Source organism: Herpetosiphon sp. NSE202, assembly GCF_042688385.1.
Classification (GTDB): domain Bacteria; phylum Chloroflexota; class Chloroflexia; order Chloroflexales; family Herpetosiphonaceae; genus Herpetosiphon.
Genome location: NZ_JBHUPY010000023.1, coordinates 39,420 through 54,091, shown reverse-complemented (window position 1 = coordinate 54,091; position 14,672 = coordinate 39,420). Strand labels below are relative to the sequence as shown.

Genomic DNA, 14,672 nt, shown 5'->3' with positions numbered 1-14,672 from the left:
TTTTTCACCACACCTTGCGACAGAACCACGGCATGAAAGCTCGTGGCACGGGAGAGGATTTGGGGTGAGGGGAGCATGCTGTGGTTAAAAATTCGCTGACCCCTTGCATACGCCGTCGATACCTGGTATCCCTCATACTCCATTCTTCAACCGATGCCTACCCCTCAGATCCACGATTATGGTAGGATAAATGCTCTTGTGTGAGGAATTAGTATGCACTTTTTATTGAGATTGAGCCTCATCATCCTGCTTGCTTGGGGTTTAAGCGCTTGTTCGCGCTCGGATATGCAAGAGGTGCTCAAACCAAGTGGCACCAGCACCCCGATTATTTCGCCCGACAGCGCCGAACCAACCACAGTTGATAACCAATGGCAGCGCTTAGAACCAGGCCTTGATTTTCGCGAAATTGGCTACGATGTGACCAATGTTCAAGTCTTGCGCATCGATCCTGCCTATTTTCGGTTGCGGATTGGCTACGATGTGGCCAGCCCAGGTCGAGTGAGCGAATGGGCCGCGGCGCTCAATCCGGTTGCTGTGATCAATGGTGGCTATTTTGACCCTCAAGGGCGAGCCACAGCGCTCACAATTTTCGATGGCGTGGTTAATGGTACATCCTACGATGGCTTTGGTGGCATGCTGGCAGTTGATAGTGCTGATGCATGGTCGTTGCGTTCGTTGCGCGAACAACCCTACGATAGCAGCGAAGTGCTCAATCAAGCGCTACAATCGGCACCGATGTTGGTGGTGCATGGCGCGGCGATCGAGCAGCCCAACGACGATGGCGATAAAGCTCGGCGCAGCGTGATTGCGCTCGATCAGTCAGGGCATTTGTTGATTATTGTCTGTAGTTGGCCGAGCTTTACCCTGACCGAGCTAAGCCAGTGGTTGGTGCAGCAAAATCTTGCAATCGACGCGGCCTTGAATCTCGATGGTGGCTCGTCGACGGGCTTGGTGGTCAGTAGCGAAAGCCGTTCGTTTAAACTCGATTCGCTAGTGCGCGTGCCCCAAGTGCTGTTAGTTGAGCGCAAGTAATGCGTTCCCTCACCCCACCCCCGCGCCCGCGTTTCGTGGGTGCGGGGGTGAGGGAACATGGTTGGTAATCCATAGGCGCTCCCCCTCGCCCGCGTCCAGTGGGCTGGCTTCCAAGGGTAGGGTGTAAGATCCCCTCACCCCAACCCCGCTCCCATGGCGCGGGCGAGGGGCTTTAATGTTGTGGTTCTGTCGCAATGCATCGTTGAACCACGTATACTCCCCCTCACCCGCGTTCAGTGGGAGCGGGGGCTGGGGGGTGAGGGAACATGGTTAGTAATTCATAGACGCTCCCCCTCGCCCGCGTCCAGTGGGAGAGGGGGCTGGGGGGTGAGGGAACTCAGCTCAATTCCAAAACCGTTTCAATTGCCTGCTTGGCGGCAGCATAGGGGTCAAGCTGGCGCTCGGCCATTTGATTGAGTAATTGTTCATACTGCTCTGGCTCAAGCCGCTGGAGCAACTGGCGCAAGAGGCGTTCGCGCATAATCATTTTCCATTCGCGCTCAATCCGTTCGCGTTCGCGCAATTCAAGCAGATTATTGCTTTTCAGATGATCAAAATGGCGTTCAACTGCCGCCGCTGCTTCGGCGATATTCTTGCCAGTGTTAGAAACCGTCTGCACAATCGGTGGCTCCCAACCATCGCGATGCTCGCCGCTGCCAAGATGCAGCATCATCTGCAATTGGCGCACAGTCCGCTCAACGCCCTCGCGATCAGCCTTATTGACCACAAACACATCGGCAATTTCCAAAATACCTGCTTTGATCGCTTGAATATCATCGCCCATGCCTGGCACCTCGACGACCACCACGCTATGTGCTTCGCGGGCAATCTCGACCTCAGCCTGCCCAGCGCCAACCGTTTCGACAATCACAATATCGAAACCAGCTGCATCAAGCACTTTCACCGCATCGCCAGTGGCTCGCGACAAGCCGCCAAGGCTGCCACGGCTGGCCATCGAACGAATATAACAGCCGCTATCGCCGCCCAACGATTGCATACGAATCCGGTCGCCGAGGATTGCGCCGCCGCTAAATGGCGAGGTTGGATCGACCGCCAGCACCGCGACCGTGCGCCCAAGGCTGCGCCAATGCAAAGCCAACTGCGTCACCAAGGTCGATTTGCCAGTGCCTGGCGCGCCAGTTACCCCAACGATATGGGCGTGGCCAGTGTAGGGATACAGCGCAGCCAAGGCGGTTTGGGCTTGAGCATCGCCAGCTTCAACGAGGGTTATCAAGCGGGCCAGTGCCCGACGATTGCCAGCACGAGCCTTTGCAACAAGTTCCACGCCCAACCTACCCTTCTACTGAGCTACGCTGAACATGCTCACGAATAAAATCAATAATTGCATGGGTCGATGAGCCAGGCCCGAAGATCCCAGCAATCCCATGGTCGTTGCGCAAGGTCAGCGCATCCTCATCGGAGATAATGCCACCAGCAACTACCAAAATATCCGCGCCATCGTTTTCGCGCAACATTGTGGTTATTTTGGGCAGCAAGGTCATGTGTGCCCCCGAAAGAATCGACAAGCCGATGCAATCAACGTCTTCTTGCAACGCGGCTTCGACAATCATTTGCGGGGTTTGTTGCAACCCAGTGTAAATAACTTCCATGCCTGCATCACGCAAGGCCCGCGCGATTACTTTTGCGCCACGGTCGTGGCCATCAAGCCCAGGCTTGGCCACCAACACCCGAATTGGTCGTTCCATGAGGTCTTTCCTCCACATTGAGAAATGACGATACACCCCATTGTAGCGCAGTTTAGGGCGCTTGCGGATCGTCAGATCTACCCATCGCAATTTAGATTAATCCTGCAACTTCTTTGAGCCGCACTCGCTTGACCCATTGATAGCCGCGTTTGCCTTGCAAGCATTGCTGGCGAGTGGTGGCGATATTGCCCAAGCCCCAACGCTGGCCATTGGCAAGGTCAAAATTCATGCTGGCCTCAATCACATCGAAATTGGCACTCAAAGGATAATTGGTTCCCGAGCGATCGGTGCCTTGAAACGGGCCAACATACAAACTTGCGTGCCCTGCTTGGGCCGCTCCATGGTTGCCAAAAACCAAAACATCGCCTGGTTGCCAATCGTTGGGATCGCTAATTTCTTGCAGCGTTGCAGGGCCGGGCGCATAATATTGGGCCATATGCGGGTTGGCCTTGCTTTGCCAATTAACGTTAATGCCCGCTGCTGCAAAACAAATGCTGACCAAATCGGCGCAAACAATATCTTTGTAGTATTGATGGTTGGGATTGCTGGCGAATTGCGCTCCATAGCACATTTGCTGCAAATTGGTGGGTAAGGCATCGTAAACGGTTTTTTCATCACCAAGCATAAACAATGCTTGATCAATAATCGCCCGCACTTTGGGGTGTAAAGCATTATAGCTGGGGTGAGCAGAACGCATACCACTACCACCGCCACGAACATTAATCGGCTGATTGATGTTATTGTTGACAATTACTGGTACGCGCACTGGTGTATAGCCGGCTACATTAACTTCGAGCAAGCCAACCGCGCCAGCGCCAATCTTGTCGAAGCGATAATTACCTTGAGCATCGGTTTTGACTTCGCAGGCAGCGCGGGCCACTGGTGAAACTTCGGGCATCAAATAGGTTTTGCTGGTTTGAAACAAGCGGCCATCAGCAACCAATTGCGGGTTATGCAGTAAGGCATTATCGCGAAACGATTCCCAACTCATTGGCACGCGCTTATCGATATATTGCACCCAGCAATCCCAGCGCGAGCCAGTAAAGCCCGTGATTTTGCGCGTCCAACTGACCTCTTGGGCAGGCGAAACTTCGGGCATCAAATAGGTTTTTTCGCGATGAAACACACGCCCATCATCATTCAAATGGGGGTTGTAGATCAACGCGCCATCGCGAAAATCGCCCCATGCAATCGGCACTTTGCCGTTGATCTGCTGTTCCCAGCATTCCCAGCGCGTGCCACTAAACCCAGTCAACGAGCGCGTCCAATCGACTTGGCCAGCTGGCAAGAGGCTGCGATTGGCAATATTGCTCAAATAGCCCGCCTGCGAGATAAAGCGCACGCTCACATTGGCCAGCGGCGCAAGATCAATTGCCCGAATCACCCGCCCAGTGATGCTATAACTGGTCATGGCTTTGGCTCCCTACTAGATGCTTTCGTAGCTCAATGGTAGCGGCGGCGCTGTTAGATTGCAATAGTTGAAGTTGGGGATCGGGGATCGGTTGTTGGGGATTGGGCTTTTTAACCACGAAGGCCACGAAGAGCACGAAGGTTGATTACTTAGTGGTCTTCGCGCTCTTCGTGGTTACGAAACGCTTCGTTACAAACTTGGGTGTTGTTTGTACCAGCTGTTATTTTGCTCGTAGGCATGGCCGACGCGCAGCAAGGTGGCTTCATCAAACGGCTTGCCAATTAATTGCAGGCCGGTTGGCAAATTATCGCTGAAGCCGCAGGGCACGACCAAGCCAGGCACACCTGCCAAGTTAATCGGCAAGGTACAGACATCCGAGAGATACATCGCCACTGGATCATCGGTTTTTTCGCCAATTTTGAAGGCGACTGTGGGCGAGGTTGGCGCTGCCAACAAATCGACCTTGCTCCAGACTTCTTGGAAGTCGCGGCGAATTAAGGTGCGCACTTGTTGGGCGCGGCGATAGTAGGCATCGTAATAGCCCGATGAGAGCGCATAGGTGCCAAGCATAATCCGGCGGCGCACTTCAGCGCCAAACAATTGGCCCCGCGTTGATTCAATTTCATCAAACAGGCCTTTGCCTTCCAAGCGCACGCCATAGCGCACGCCATCGAAGCGGGCCAAGTTGGTGCTACATTCTGCTGGCGCGATAATGTAGTACACAGGCAAGGCATATTTGGTGTGGGGCAATGAAACTTCAACAATCTCAGCGCCCAAATCCTTAATTTGCTCAATCGCCGTGCGCACCGCTTTCTCGACCCCAGGCTCCATGCCTTCGACAAAATATTCGCTGGGCACGCCAACTTTGAGGCCGCGAATATCGCCGGTCAGGCTGGCGCGATAGTCGGGCACTGGCAAGTTGGCGCTGGTCGAATCTTTGGGATCATGGCCAGCGATCATTTCGAGCAGCAGCGCCACATCTTCAACCGTGCGCGCAAACGGCCCACATTGATCGAGCGATGAGGCAAAGGCTACCAAGCCATAGCGCGAAACCCGCCCGTAGGTTGGCTTCAAACCAACGATGCCACACAATGCAGCAGGCTGGCGAATCGAGCCACCAGTATCGGTGCCGAGCGTGCCAAAAGCTTGGCCAGCAGCAACCGCCGCCGCCGAACCGCCCGACGAACCACCAGGCACGCGTTCGGTATCCCATGGGTTGCGCGTGCCACCAAAAGCACTATTTTCGTTCGACGAACCCATTGCAAACTCATCCATGTTGAGCTTGCCGAGAGTTACCGTGCCAGCCTCGTTGAGCTTGCTCACAACCGTGGCATCGTAGGGCGGAACCCAGTTTTCCAGCACTTTCGAGCCGCAGGTGGTGCGTACATCTTTGGTGACAATCACATCTTTGATGCCCAACGGAATGCCCGTTAGGCTGCTTGCATTGCCAGCTTTGATGCGCTCGTCGGCGGCTTGAGCTTGCTGCAAAGCCAGTTCGGGCGTTTGAGTTAAATAGGAATGCAGGGTTGGCTCTAACGCGCTGATGCGTTCCAGCAGAGCCTCGGTCAGTTGCACCGAGGTAATCTCGCCGCGATCTAATTGAGCGCGGGCCTCGGCAATCGTCAATTCATGGAGGGCCATAATCACATCCTCACGCATGGGCTTGTTTAGTTTACCAACGCGCATTGTAGCATAGCGCATCGCTTCACGATCAAAAGCGCTGCATTAACCAGCCGTAGCGTTTGATGCTCATTGGTTCTTAGCTGACCAAAGCATCGATCATCTGTTGATCGAAACGATGAAATTAATTACCAGACCTCGCCCTCACGCCATTCGACGGAGATTGGCGCAGCCAAATCGAGCGGATCGGTTTTGGGCAAGCGCAAAATCATCACTTCTTCTTCTGGCGTTGCTTCCACGCCTTGCTCAGTGCGCATTGCCAACGGGCCACGCCACAGTTCCCAGCCAAGCCGCTCGTAAAACGCCGCATCTGAGGGGCTGAGCGCTGCTAGCTCAAAATCGTCGATTGCTGTGGCCAAATGGCGTAACACATGGCTGGCATAGCCGCGTTTTTGATAATCGGGATGGGTTGCTACGGCTTCGATATAGGCCGTGCGGCGCGGTGCTTCGTCGCCAATTTGCAGCCAGCGCTCCACCCACATCGCATGGCTCACCAATTCTGCATCAAGCCAACCCAACACATGCACCGGATTGGCATACGTGAGATAGGGCGCAAAATCTTCATCATAGGCCAAGCTACACATTGTTAAAATGGCTTGGGCCACATCGGGGGTTATATCGGCACTTTTACAAATTTGCAAGCTCAATTCAGCAGCCATTGGCGTTCCTTTCAACAAAAAATTTGAGCTGAGTCTAGCATAGGTAGACGCGCTATTCTTGCATCGCAAGCCCGAATTTTGCTGGCGAGCACGCAGCAGCGCCTAAAACTGAGTTTAGTATGGAATAGTTTATTTGGATGAACAATCACCTGCATGCCCTCACCCCAACCCCTCTCCCGTGGCGCGGGCGAGGGGCTTTAACATCGTGGTTTTATCGCAATTCGTCGATAAAAACGGGCGGCTCCCCCTCGCCCGCGTTCAGTGGGAGAGGGGACTGGGGGTGAGGGCATGCAGACCATAGTTAACGTGATATACAATTACACGGATTTTGTGTAGTATACTAGGCCACAACGCTATTCTATTCTTCTCTAGCTGGTGTGCTGCTATGACCAATGCTGCGTACACACGCCTAAAACCGCAGATCATCACCGGTCGACGGATTCTGCTGACGGCTTTTGTCACCCCGAATGATGATTATTTCGAGCCGCCCGATGGCTGGATCGATCCGATCGAAGTTGCGCTTTATGGCAATAGTTTTGGCTGCAATTTGGCAACGCCCAATGGCAATAAACGCTATATCGATTCCTACAACCGCGATGAGGTGTTGTGGACGACCAATAGCTTAATGCAAAATTGCCAACTGCGGCCCGATTGGGGCTACTCGAATAACTCAACCCTTGATCTGAATCGGCTTTCACGCTTTGTCAGCCGCTTTACTAAGGCGTGCGTTGCGATTTATCGCCATAACCACCCGCCAGTCACGGTTGGGATGGCAATTATTCCTGCTCAAGGCTTGCAATTGCTCGATCCGCAGACCAATTCGCCATTTGGGCCGTTGGTCACCCAAGCGCGGGTTGTGGCCCAAACAGCGCTTGAGCCAGGAGCCGACGAACGTTTACTGCAAACGATTCGCGATGGTTTATTATCTCTTGCAGGCAGCTAAAATGGTAGCTCAGTTAGCGCTCGCAGACACAATGAGGTGATTGATGGGCAATCAAGTTACAACTGATGCTGGCATTCCGGTTGAGCCAATTTACCGTGATAACGATCGCCAGCCGGAGCCTGATGCTGGCCAGTTTCCCTACACGCGGGGCATTTATCCCACCATGTATCGTGGCCGCTTATGGACGATGCGCCAATACGCTGGCTTTGCTTCGGCCCACGAAACCAACGAACGCTTTCGCTATTTGCTTGGTCAAGGCCAAATGGGGCTTTCGGTCGCCTTCGATCTACCAACCCAGCTTGGCCTCGATTCCGACGATCCACGGGCAGAGGGCGAGGTTGGCAAGGTCGGCGTAGCCATCGATTCAATCGACGATATGGCAACCTTGTTCGCTGGTATCCCGCTGGATAAGGTCAGCACCTCGATGACGATTAACGCACCTGCCAGCGTGCTCTTGCTGTTGTATGAGTTGGTTGGCGCGCAACAGGGCGCAGCCTCCAAAACGCTCACGGGCACGATTCAAAATGATATTCTCAAGGAATACGCCGCCCGTGGAACCTATATTTTCCCGCCACGGCCTTCGATGCGGCTAATTACCGATACCTTTGCCTATTGCGCCGAACGGATTCCGCGCTGGAATACGATTAGCATCAGTGGCTATCATATTCGCGAGGCTGGGGCGACTGGGGTGCAAGAATTGGCCTTTACTTTGGCCAACGGCATTGCCTATGTGCAAGCAGCAATCGATGCAGGTTTACACGTCGATGAATTTGGCCCGCGTTTGTCGTTCTTCTTCAATGCCCACAACAATTTCTTTGAAGAGATTGCCAAGTTTCGCGCCGCCCGCCGCATGTGGGCCACGATTATGCGCGAGCGCTTTGGCGCAAGCGATGAACGCGCCTTGACCTTGCGCTTCCACACTCAAACTGGCGGCTCGACCTTGACCTCGCAACAGCCGCTCAATAACGTGGTGCGGGTAACCTTGCAAGCCTTGGCGGCGGTGATGGGCGGCACCCAATCGCTGCACACCAACGGCTTTGATGAGGCACTTTCGTTGCCCACCACCGAAGCAGCAACCCTTGCTTTGCGCACCCAACAAGTCATCGCCTATGAAAGCGGCGTGACCGCCAGCGCCGATCCGTTGGGTGGCTCGTATTTGGTCGAAAGCATGACCGACGAGATTGAGCAACGCGCCTTGGCATTAATTCGCCATATCGACGATTTGGGCGGCGCGGTGCGCGCTGTCGAGGATGGCTTTATCCAAGCCCAAATTATGGATACTGCCTACGAATATCAAAATCGGGTCGAAAGTGGCGAGCAATTGGTGATCGGGGTCAATAAATTTGTTACCGATGATGCGCCAGTGCCAATCTTCAAGCCCAACGAAGCGGTAGCCGCCGAACAATGCGCCAAATTGGCCAAACTGCGCGCCGAGCGCGATCAAGCGGCGGTTGATGCAGCCTTGGCCGATCTGCAACGCGCCGCCGAAGGCACCGCCAACGTGCTCGAACCAATGCGCGAAGCCTTGAGTCGGCGGGCAACCGTTGGCGAAGTGTGTGGAGTTTTGCGCAAAATGTGGGGAGAATATCGACCTGATGTCGCGATCTAAGGGTCTTGTTTTAGCCAGCGTCGTGCTGATCGTGCTGATCATCACGACGCTGGCGCCAAATCTATTTGAGCAAATCGATGGCCGCATTGGCAGCTATATTATGGTTGGCGTGGCACTGGCGGCGGTTGCTGCTTGGTGGTGGCGACGCAAACAAGCCTAGTTTTCAGCTTTGCCAGTCGTAATCAAACTCAGCAAATCTGCGCCCCACTGAGCTAATTTTTGGCTACCAATGCCCTTGATCGTGCTTAATTCGTGGTTGCTGGTTGGCTGATAGGCGGCCAAATCAAACAACACACTATCGGGAATAATCATATAGTGCGGCAGATTGAGCTTGCGGGCTTGCTCGGAGCGCCAGCTTTTGAGCGCCAGCAACAATTCGCCATCGACCTGCAATTGCTCAGTTTGGGCCGAATCGCGCTTGCCCTGAATATTCAATGGCGGCAGGCTTTGCGGGTTGTTCAAGGCCGCGCGGCCAGCACTATTTAATGCCAACAACGGATACAAACCCTGCTGCTGGCGCTCCAGCAAATGGGCCTCGACCAAGGCCTCAATCACCGCCTCAATTTGCTCCATCGTTACGTGCGCCAACACCCCGTGGTCGGGCGAGCGTTTGGCATCACTCGAACCCTTGAGCAAACGAGCCAAACCAGTACGCCCCAAGGGATATGGCAAGCGAGTCAGCGTTGCTAACACTTGCAAGGCAATATCACGCTGTTGATTGCCAGTCCGTTTGGGAGCCGCCGTCACGACCACCAAAGTTGCTCCTTGATAGGCCAAACTGCCAGCATCAACCAACACATCAATTTCGGCGCGAATTGAATCAAACGAGCGCTCGGAGAGTGCCCCAAACAACGGATGCGAGCTATAGCCGCGTGAGCCAGCCAAAATATGGGCCAAATCACGGCTGCTGAGTTGTTGGGGATGTTCGCGCACCGCCTCGACGATAATTCGTTGATGGTCGCTGATTGCGCCGCCATTGCCCCAATTGGCGCTAACCAAAGGCATCGTTTGCGGCTGCAAGCTGCTTGGTGGGCGGCTAATGCTAATTCTGCCCGATTGGCAAATATCGCAGGCATTGCCACAAGCAGGCAAGCGTTGGCCAAACTGGGCCGCCAAAATTCGATGCCGACAATGACTCGCTTCAACGTATTGGGTCAGCGAATCAAGTTGGCGCTCTTGGGTGCTGCGCCATTGCTTCAACACCTGATACATTCGTTCGCGAGTATCTTTGGGCGATGGCAAGACTTCGAGCAAGACTTCGCGGGCCACGCCTTCATAGCCAAGCAAGCCTTGTTCTTGCCATTCGAGCAGTTTTGGCTCAAGCTCACTAGGGGCGATGCGCAGGGCGGCGGCCAAATCGTGGCTATCGACATCTTGCCACCAGCGGCCAAGGCTAAACCACTCACAGAGCTGGTTGATTTCGGGCGTTGCGGGCGCTTCACCACGGCGCAATTTACAAACCCTTGGCAAATCGAAATGGCGACGCAATAGCCCAACATGCTCCAAAATGCCGAGGCCAACCCGCAAGCGCGTTTCATCGAAGCCAGAAAGCTCCATCAAATAGGCCTGATTGATCGTACCTTGGCCTTTGCCAATTTGGCCCAAAACTGCTTTATAGAGTTCGCGTAATTCTTCAACGCCAAAATGGCTGCTTTCGAGCCATTCCTTGAGCTGGCGTTTATCGAAGAAGTTATAGAGCATAATGCAGCGCGAAATTTGACCATCGCGGCCAGCCCGCCCCGCCTCTTGAGCATAATCTTCGAGCGATTTAGGCAAATTGGCGTGAATCACCGCCCGCACATCACGCTTATCCACACCCATGCCAAAAGCGATTGTCGCCACAATCACCCGAGTTTCGCCGCGCATAAAGCGATCTTGGATGGCATCGCGGTCGGGGCAGCCAGCATGATAGGCTTCGGCCACAACTCCAGCTTGGCGCAGACGATCGGCTATTTCTTCGCAGCTATTGCGCGAACGCGCATAAACGATAATTGCGCCAGTAATTTGCTGACACAAGCTCAAAATTGCTGCTTGTTTTTTCTCTTTGTTCGAGGCTTTGAGCAACTCGAAGTGCAAGTTTGGCCGAAAAACATTAGTCCGCACCGTTTCTAAATCGCCAAGCTGCTCGCAGATGGCTTTTTCGGTGGCTGGGCTAGCAGTTGCCGTCAAGCCCAAAACCAGTGGATTGCCAAGCACTCGCAATGCTTCGCGAATAAATAAATAATCGGGGCGAAACGAAAAGCCCCACAACGACACACAATGCGCTTCATCGACCACAAATAGCGAGATGCCAACTTGCTGCAAGGCATAGAGAAATTGGCGTTGGCGCAAACGCTCGGGCGCAACATAAACCAATTTATAGCGACCTTCGCTCAATCCACGCAAGCGCGTGCGCACCTCCTCAAACGGAATTGCGCTGTTGATAAAGGTCGCTTGTTCGCGCACCGCCTCAGGCAAACCATCAAGCTGATCTTTCATCAAAGCAATCAAGGGCGAGATGACGATCGTGGCGTGGGGCAGTAGCAACGCTGGTAATTGGTAGCAGAGCGATTTACCAGCGCCTGTCGGCATCAAGGCGAGAGTTGATCGGCCTGCCATCACCCGTTCGATGACTTGTTGCTGACCGCTACGAAAGCCAGGCAAGCCAAAATGCTCGCGGAGGGCTTCGGTCAACTCATTGGCTAAGGCCGTCGGCTGGGCTTCAGCTTCATCGAAGGTAAAAAGCGGGGTTTCAGGATCAACCAAAGTCATAAGAGCCTCAAAAGTAGCAAATCTGTTTGTAAGCATATCACATGATTGAATCGTGGATGGCAGGCAGTAACGAGCGATCAGGGTTCAGTTTTCAGGGTTTAGGGTTGATGAAACCACGCAGCACGTAGGAAGTAGAATTCAAGGTTGATGAAACCACGAAGAACGCAAAGATCGCAAAGCCGTTCTAAACTAGCGATTCTCAAATTCATCAAGCAATTACTACTACCGCTTAAGTATTGAACACTTGCAGATAAATTGTAAGCAACTGATCGCTTGGCTGTAGTTGCACTACCAAGATTTGATAGCTTTTGCCATTGATAAATTGATAGCCATAGCGATATTGTTCAGGTTGCAGATTTAAGCTATCAAGCTGCCACCATGATTCAGCTTCAGGATACGGTGCATGTTGGGTTGCAAAGAGGGTTTCCTTGGTGTGCAGCGTTTCGGTAATCGGCACAGTCGTGAGCCATGCATCCAATGCCACAGCGGGCAAATCGAAGCGCGCAATCACCATCGTATCTAAGGCCGCTTCGCCTTGGGTGTGCACATTCGTTGCCTCAGCAGGAATCGCAAAGCCCATAAACTGCTCAATCTCGGCGCGACTTAACGGGCTACGCAAATCACGCAAAGCGGCTTCAACCGTCGCATCATGGTTTGGTTGCGCACGAGTTTGACAGCCAACTAAGGCCACGCTGAGCAGTAAAAGTATCATTAATCGGCGCTTTATCGGCTGCATACAAACTCTATTCTGCTGGACGAATGCCAAAGACAAACAAGCCAGTGCTCGTTTCTGGAAACGCAATCACGCGAATCATGAAGCCTTGATAGCGCACTTCATCGCCAACCATCACAAGCATGTTGAAATGTTCGGCAGCGTTGCCGAGCGTCTCAGGTGTTGTTGCCCGTAAATCAACATGTGGTTGGTTGGTGCTTGGATCAAGTTGCCAATTGGTTGGGTGTAGATCCAGATCAGTTGTGCCAGCATAGGCATTGAGTGGCAAGAACTTAATTGTTTCTTGCGATTTTTGATCGCTAGGCAACGCTGGCGGCTGATCGGCAAGTTTGGTTACGCCAACTGTCACCTTTTGCGAATCAACGGCAATCGCACGCACTTGATAATTAGCAACAGGGATTATGCTTCCCAGTTGGGTCGTAATTCGATAGCGATAGGCAGCTTGATCGAACCCGAGATCAAGCCTGATTAAATGAGGTGTCTGCGCTAGATCCTCAGCAAGAGGTGAAATAGCCCCGATCGATAGTTGATCAATCCCATCATCAATTCCAAATGGAATCGTAATGATTTTTTCTTGGTTTAGACCAAACGTTGGCGTTGGCCTAAGCGTTGCGATTGGCTGGATACTGGTTGGGATTGGGCTGATTGCGGTTTGAGCATTGCAACTACTCAACACCAGCAGGCTCAAACCCCAACTCTGTAAGTATTTCATGCATCGCCCCCCTTACCCAGCATCGCTACGCCAAATTGCCTGCTAATCCTTCAAATAATTAAGTATTGAACACTTGCAGATAAATCGTGAATAGCTGATCGCTCGGCTGCAATTGCACCACCAAGATTTTGTAACTTTTGCCATTAACAAATTGATAGCCATAGCGATATTGGTCACGTTGCAGATTTAAGCTATCAAGCTGCCACCATGATTCAGCTTCAGGATACGGTGCATGTTGGGTTGCAAAGAGGGTTTCCTTGGTGTGCAGCGTTTCGGTAATCGGCACAGTCGTGAGCCATGCATCCAATGCCACAGCGGGCAAATCGAAGCGCGCAATCACCATCGTATCTAAGGCCGCTTCGCCTTGGGTGTGCACATTCGTTGCCTCAGCAGGAATCGCAAAGCCCATAAACTGCTCAATCTCGGCGCGATTCAACGGGCTACGCAAATCACGTAAGGCTGATTCAACCGTCGCATCATGGTTTGGTTGCGCACGAGACTGACAGCCAAGCAAGGCCACGCCGAGCAGTAAAAGTATAATTAATCGATACCTTATTGGGAACATAGAAGTCTCTCTACTGTCGAAGATTAAAGCATGCCAATATCTCAAGAGCTACTATAGCAAGCGCGCACAAACAATGTCAAGGGTAATTTAATGCTAGGTTAATATAGTACTTTTATCAATAGAAAAGCCTGCTCCAAAGGTTTAGAGCAGGCTATGACATATATCAAATTCAATGAAATTAGACGGCAACACCAGTTGGGTTGAGAATCACCACTTTGGTTTCTTCATCTTCGCGGGGCAGGGTTGATGGCGTGAAGGTGACTTTATCAAGAGTTTCGTATTCCTTCAAGCCCATCTGATGCACAAACACGCTCAATGGCTCCAAATCGAGCGCTTCGAGGCGTTGTTGTTGATTGTCATTGTACAATGGCACAACGACTTTGGGCGCAATTTCGCCAATAATCTCGACCATGCCATCGGGCTTGATCACGTGGTTGCCGTTACCAACTGGCACGAACAACACATCAACAGCGCCAATTTCATCGAGCTGGCTGGCGGTCAGGCCATGGCCCAAATCGCCCAAATGGCAAAATGCAACATCATCAATATACATCACAAAAATAGTGTTATGGCCATGCTTTTTGCCCTCGCTATCGGTATGCGCCGTGCGAACGCCACGAATCAAAATATCGCTCACTTCGTATTCGCCAGGCCCATCGGCCACAAACAGCGTATCGCGCAAGGGCTTAACGGCCTCAACATGATTATGATCAGATTTGTGATGGCTGATCGTCACAATTTGGGCAGTTGGCTTGCCAATATCAAAACCCACCGATTGATCGCAGGGATCAAGCACTACAATGCCTTCACGACCGCGAATCCGCACGCTGGAATGCCCTAAATATAGTATTTCTGCCATGATTTCCTTCCT

At 52.7% G+C, this 14,672-nt stretch carries 14 protein-coding genes; 4 read left to right on the top strand and 10 right to left on the bottom strand.

Annotation, left to right across the window (positions count from 1 at the left end; genetic code table 11):
• The first annotated feature begins 213 nt into the window (after positions 1 to 213).
• Positions 214 to 1,032, top strand: a complete 819-nt coding sequence (locus tag ACFMKP_RS22270; protein WP_382295285.1) for a phosphodiester glycosidase family protein — start codon at positions 214 to 216, stop codon at positions 1,030 to 1,032.
• Between the two features lie 337 nt (positions 1,033 to 1,369).
• Here ACFMKP_RS22270 and meaB read toward each other — a convergent pair whose 3' ends face one another.
• The 5 genes from meaB to ACFMKP_RS22245 form a co-directional block, all read right to left on the bottom strand.
• Entirely contained in the window at positions 1,370 to 2,317 is a 948-nt protein-coding gene (meaB, locus tag ACFMKP_RS22265) for a methylmalonyl Co-A mutase-associated GTPase MeaB (RefSeq protein WP_382295281.1), read from the bottom strand.
• Positions 2,318 to 2,324: 7 nt separating this feature from the next.
• Complete coding sequence (locus ACFMKP_RS22260) at positions 2,325 to 2,738, bottom strand: cobalamin B12-binding domain-containing protein (protein WP_382295279.1); 414 nt, start codon at positions 2,736 to 2,738, stop codon at positions 2,325 to 2,327.
• Positions 2,739 to 2,829: 91 nt separating this feature from the next.
• Entirely contained in the window at positions 2,830 to 4,149 is a 1,320-nt protein-coding gene (locus tag ACFMKP_RS22255; protein ID WP_382295276.1) for a hypothetical protein, read from the bottom strand.
• 189 nt (positions 4,150 to 4,338) lie between these two features.
• Positions 4,339 to 5,793: an Asp-tRNA(Asn)/Glu-tRNA(Gln) amidotransferase subunit GatA gene (gene gatA, locus ACFMKP_RS22250; RefSeq protein ID WP_382295411.1), complete on the bottom strand. Its 1,455-nt coding sequence runs from the start codon at positions 5,791 to 5,793 to the stop codon at positions 4,339 to 4,341.
• Between the two features lie 164 nt (positions 5,794 to 5,957).
• Entirely contained in the window at positions 5,958 to 6,488 is a 531-nt protein-coding gene (locus ACFMKP_RS22245; RefSeq protein WP_382295273.1) for a GNAT family N-acetyltransferase, read from the bottom strand.
• A gap of 385 nt (positions 6,489 to 6,873) precedes the next feature.
• Between ACFMKP_RS22245 and ACFMKP_RS22240 the strand changes: the two genes are divergently transcribed.
• The 3 genes from ACFMKP_RS22240 to ACFMKP_RS22230 are packed head-to-tail and all read left to right on the top strand — an operon-like array spanning position 6,874 to position 9,200.
• On the top strand, positions 6,874 to 7,431 hold the full coding sequence (locus ACFMKP_RS22240) for a hypothetical protein (RefSeq protein WP_204755745.1): 558 nt from the start codon (positions 6,874 to 6,876) through the stop codon (positions 7,429 to 7,431).
• 43 nt (positions 7,432 to 7,474) lie between these two features.
• Positions 7,475 to 9,040, top strand: a complete 1,566-nt coding sequence (locus tag ACFMKP_RS22235; RefSeq protein ID WP_382295270.1) for a methylmalonyl-CoA mutase — start codon at positions 7,475 to 7,477, stop codon at positions 9,038 to 9,040.
• Positions 9,027 to 9,200 carry a hypothetical protein gene (locus ACFMKP_RS22230; protein WP_204755748.1) on the top strand — a complete coding sequence of 58 codons (174 nt, stop codon included), beginning with the start codon at positions 9,027 to 9,029 and terminating at the stop codon, positions 9,198 to 9,200. Before ACFMKP_RS22235 ends, ACFMKP_RS22230 begins: the two co-directional genes overlap by 14 nt.
• Here the strand turns inward: ACFMKP_RS22230 and ACFMKP_RS22225 are convergent.
• The 5 genes from ACFMKP_RS22225 to ACFMKP_RS22205 all read right to left on the bottom strand — a co-directional run bounded on the left by ACFMKP_RS22225 (position 9,197) and on the right by ACFMKP_RS22205 (position 14,660).
• Complete coding sequence (locus tag ACFMKP_RS22225; protein ID WP_382295267.1) at positions 9,197 to 11,791, bottom strand: RecQ family ATP-dependent DNA helicase; 2,595 nt, start codon at positions 11,789 to 11,791, stop codon at positions 9,197 to 9,199. The two genes, ACFMKP_RS22230 and ACFMKP_RS22225, sit on opposite strands and share 4 nt — an antisense overlap.
• A gap of 229 nt (positions 11,792 to 12,020) precedes the next feature.
• Positions 12,021 to 12,527, bottom strand: a complete 507-nt coding sequence (locus tag ACFMKP_RS22220; protein ID WP_382295264.1) for a hypothetical protein — start codon at positions 12,525 to 12,527, stop codon at positions 12,021 to 12,023.
• A 7-nt stretch (positions 12,528 to 12,534) separates the two neighbouring features.
• On the bottom strand, positions 12,535 to 13,236 hold the full coding sequence (locus ACFMKP_RS22215; protein ID WP_382295261.1) for a hypothetical protein: 702 nt from the start codon (positions 13,234 to 13,236) through the stop codon (positions 12,535 to 12,537).
• A 58-nt stretch (positions 13,237 to 13,294) separates the two neighbouring features.
• Positions 13,295 to 13,801 carry a hypothetical protein gene (locus tag ACFMKP_RS22210; RefSeq protein ID WP_382295259.1) on the bottom strand — a complete coding sequence of 169 codons (507 nt, stop codon included), beginning with the start codon at positions 13,799 to 13,801 and terminating at the stop codon, positions 13,295 to 13,297.
• Positions 13,802 to 13,979: 178 nt separating this feature from the next.
• Complete coding sequence (locus ACFMKP_RS22205) at positions 13,980 to 14,660, bottom strand: MBL fold metallo-hydrolase (protein WP_382295256.1); 681 nt, start codon at positions 14,658 to 14,660, stop codon at positions 13,980 to 13,982.
• Between the last annotated feature and the right edge of the window lie 12 nt (positions 14,661 to 14,672).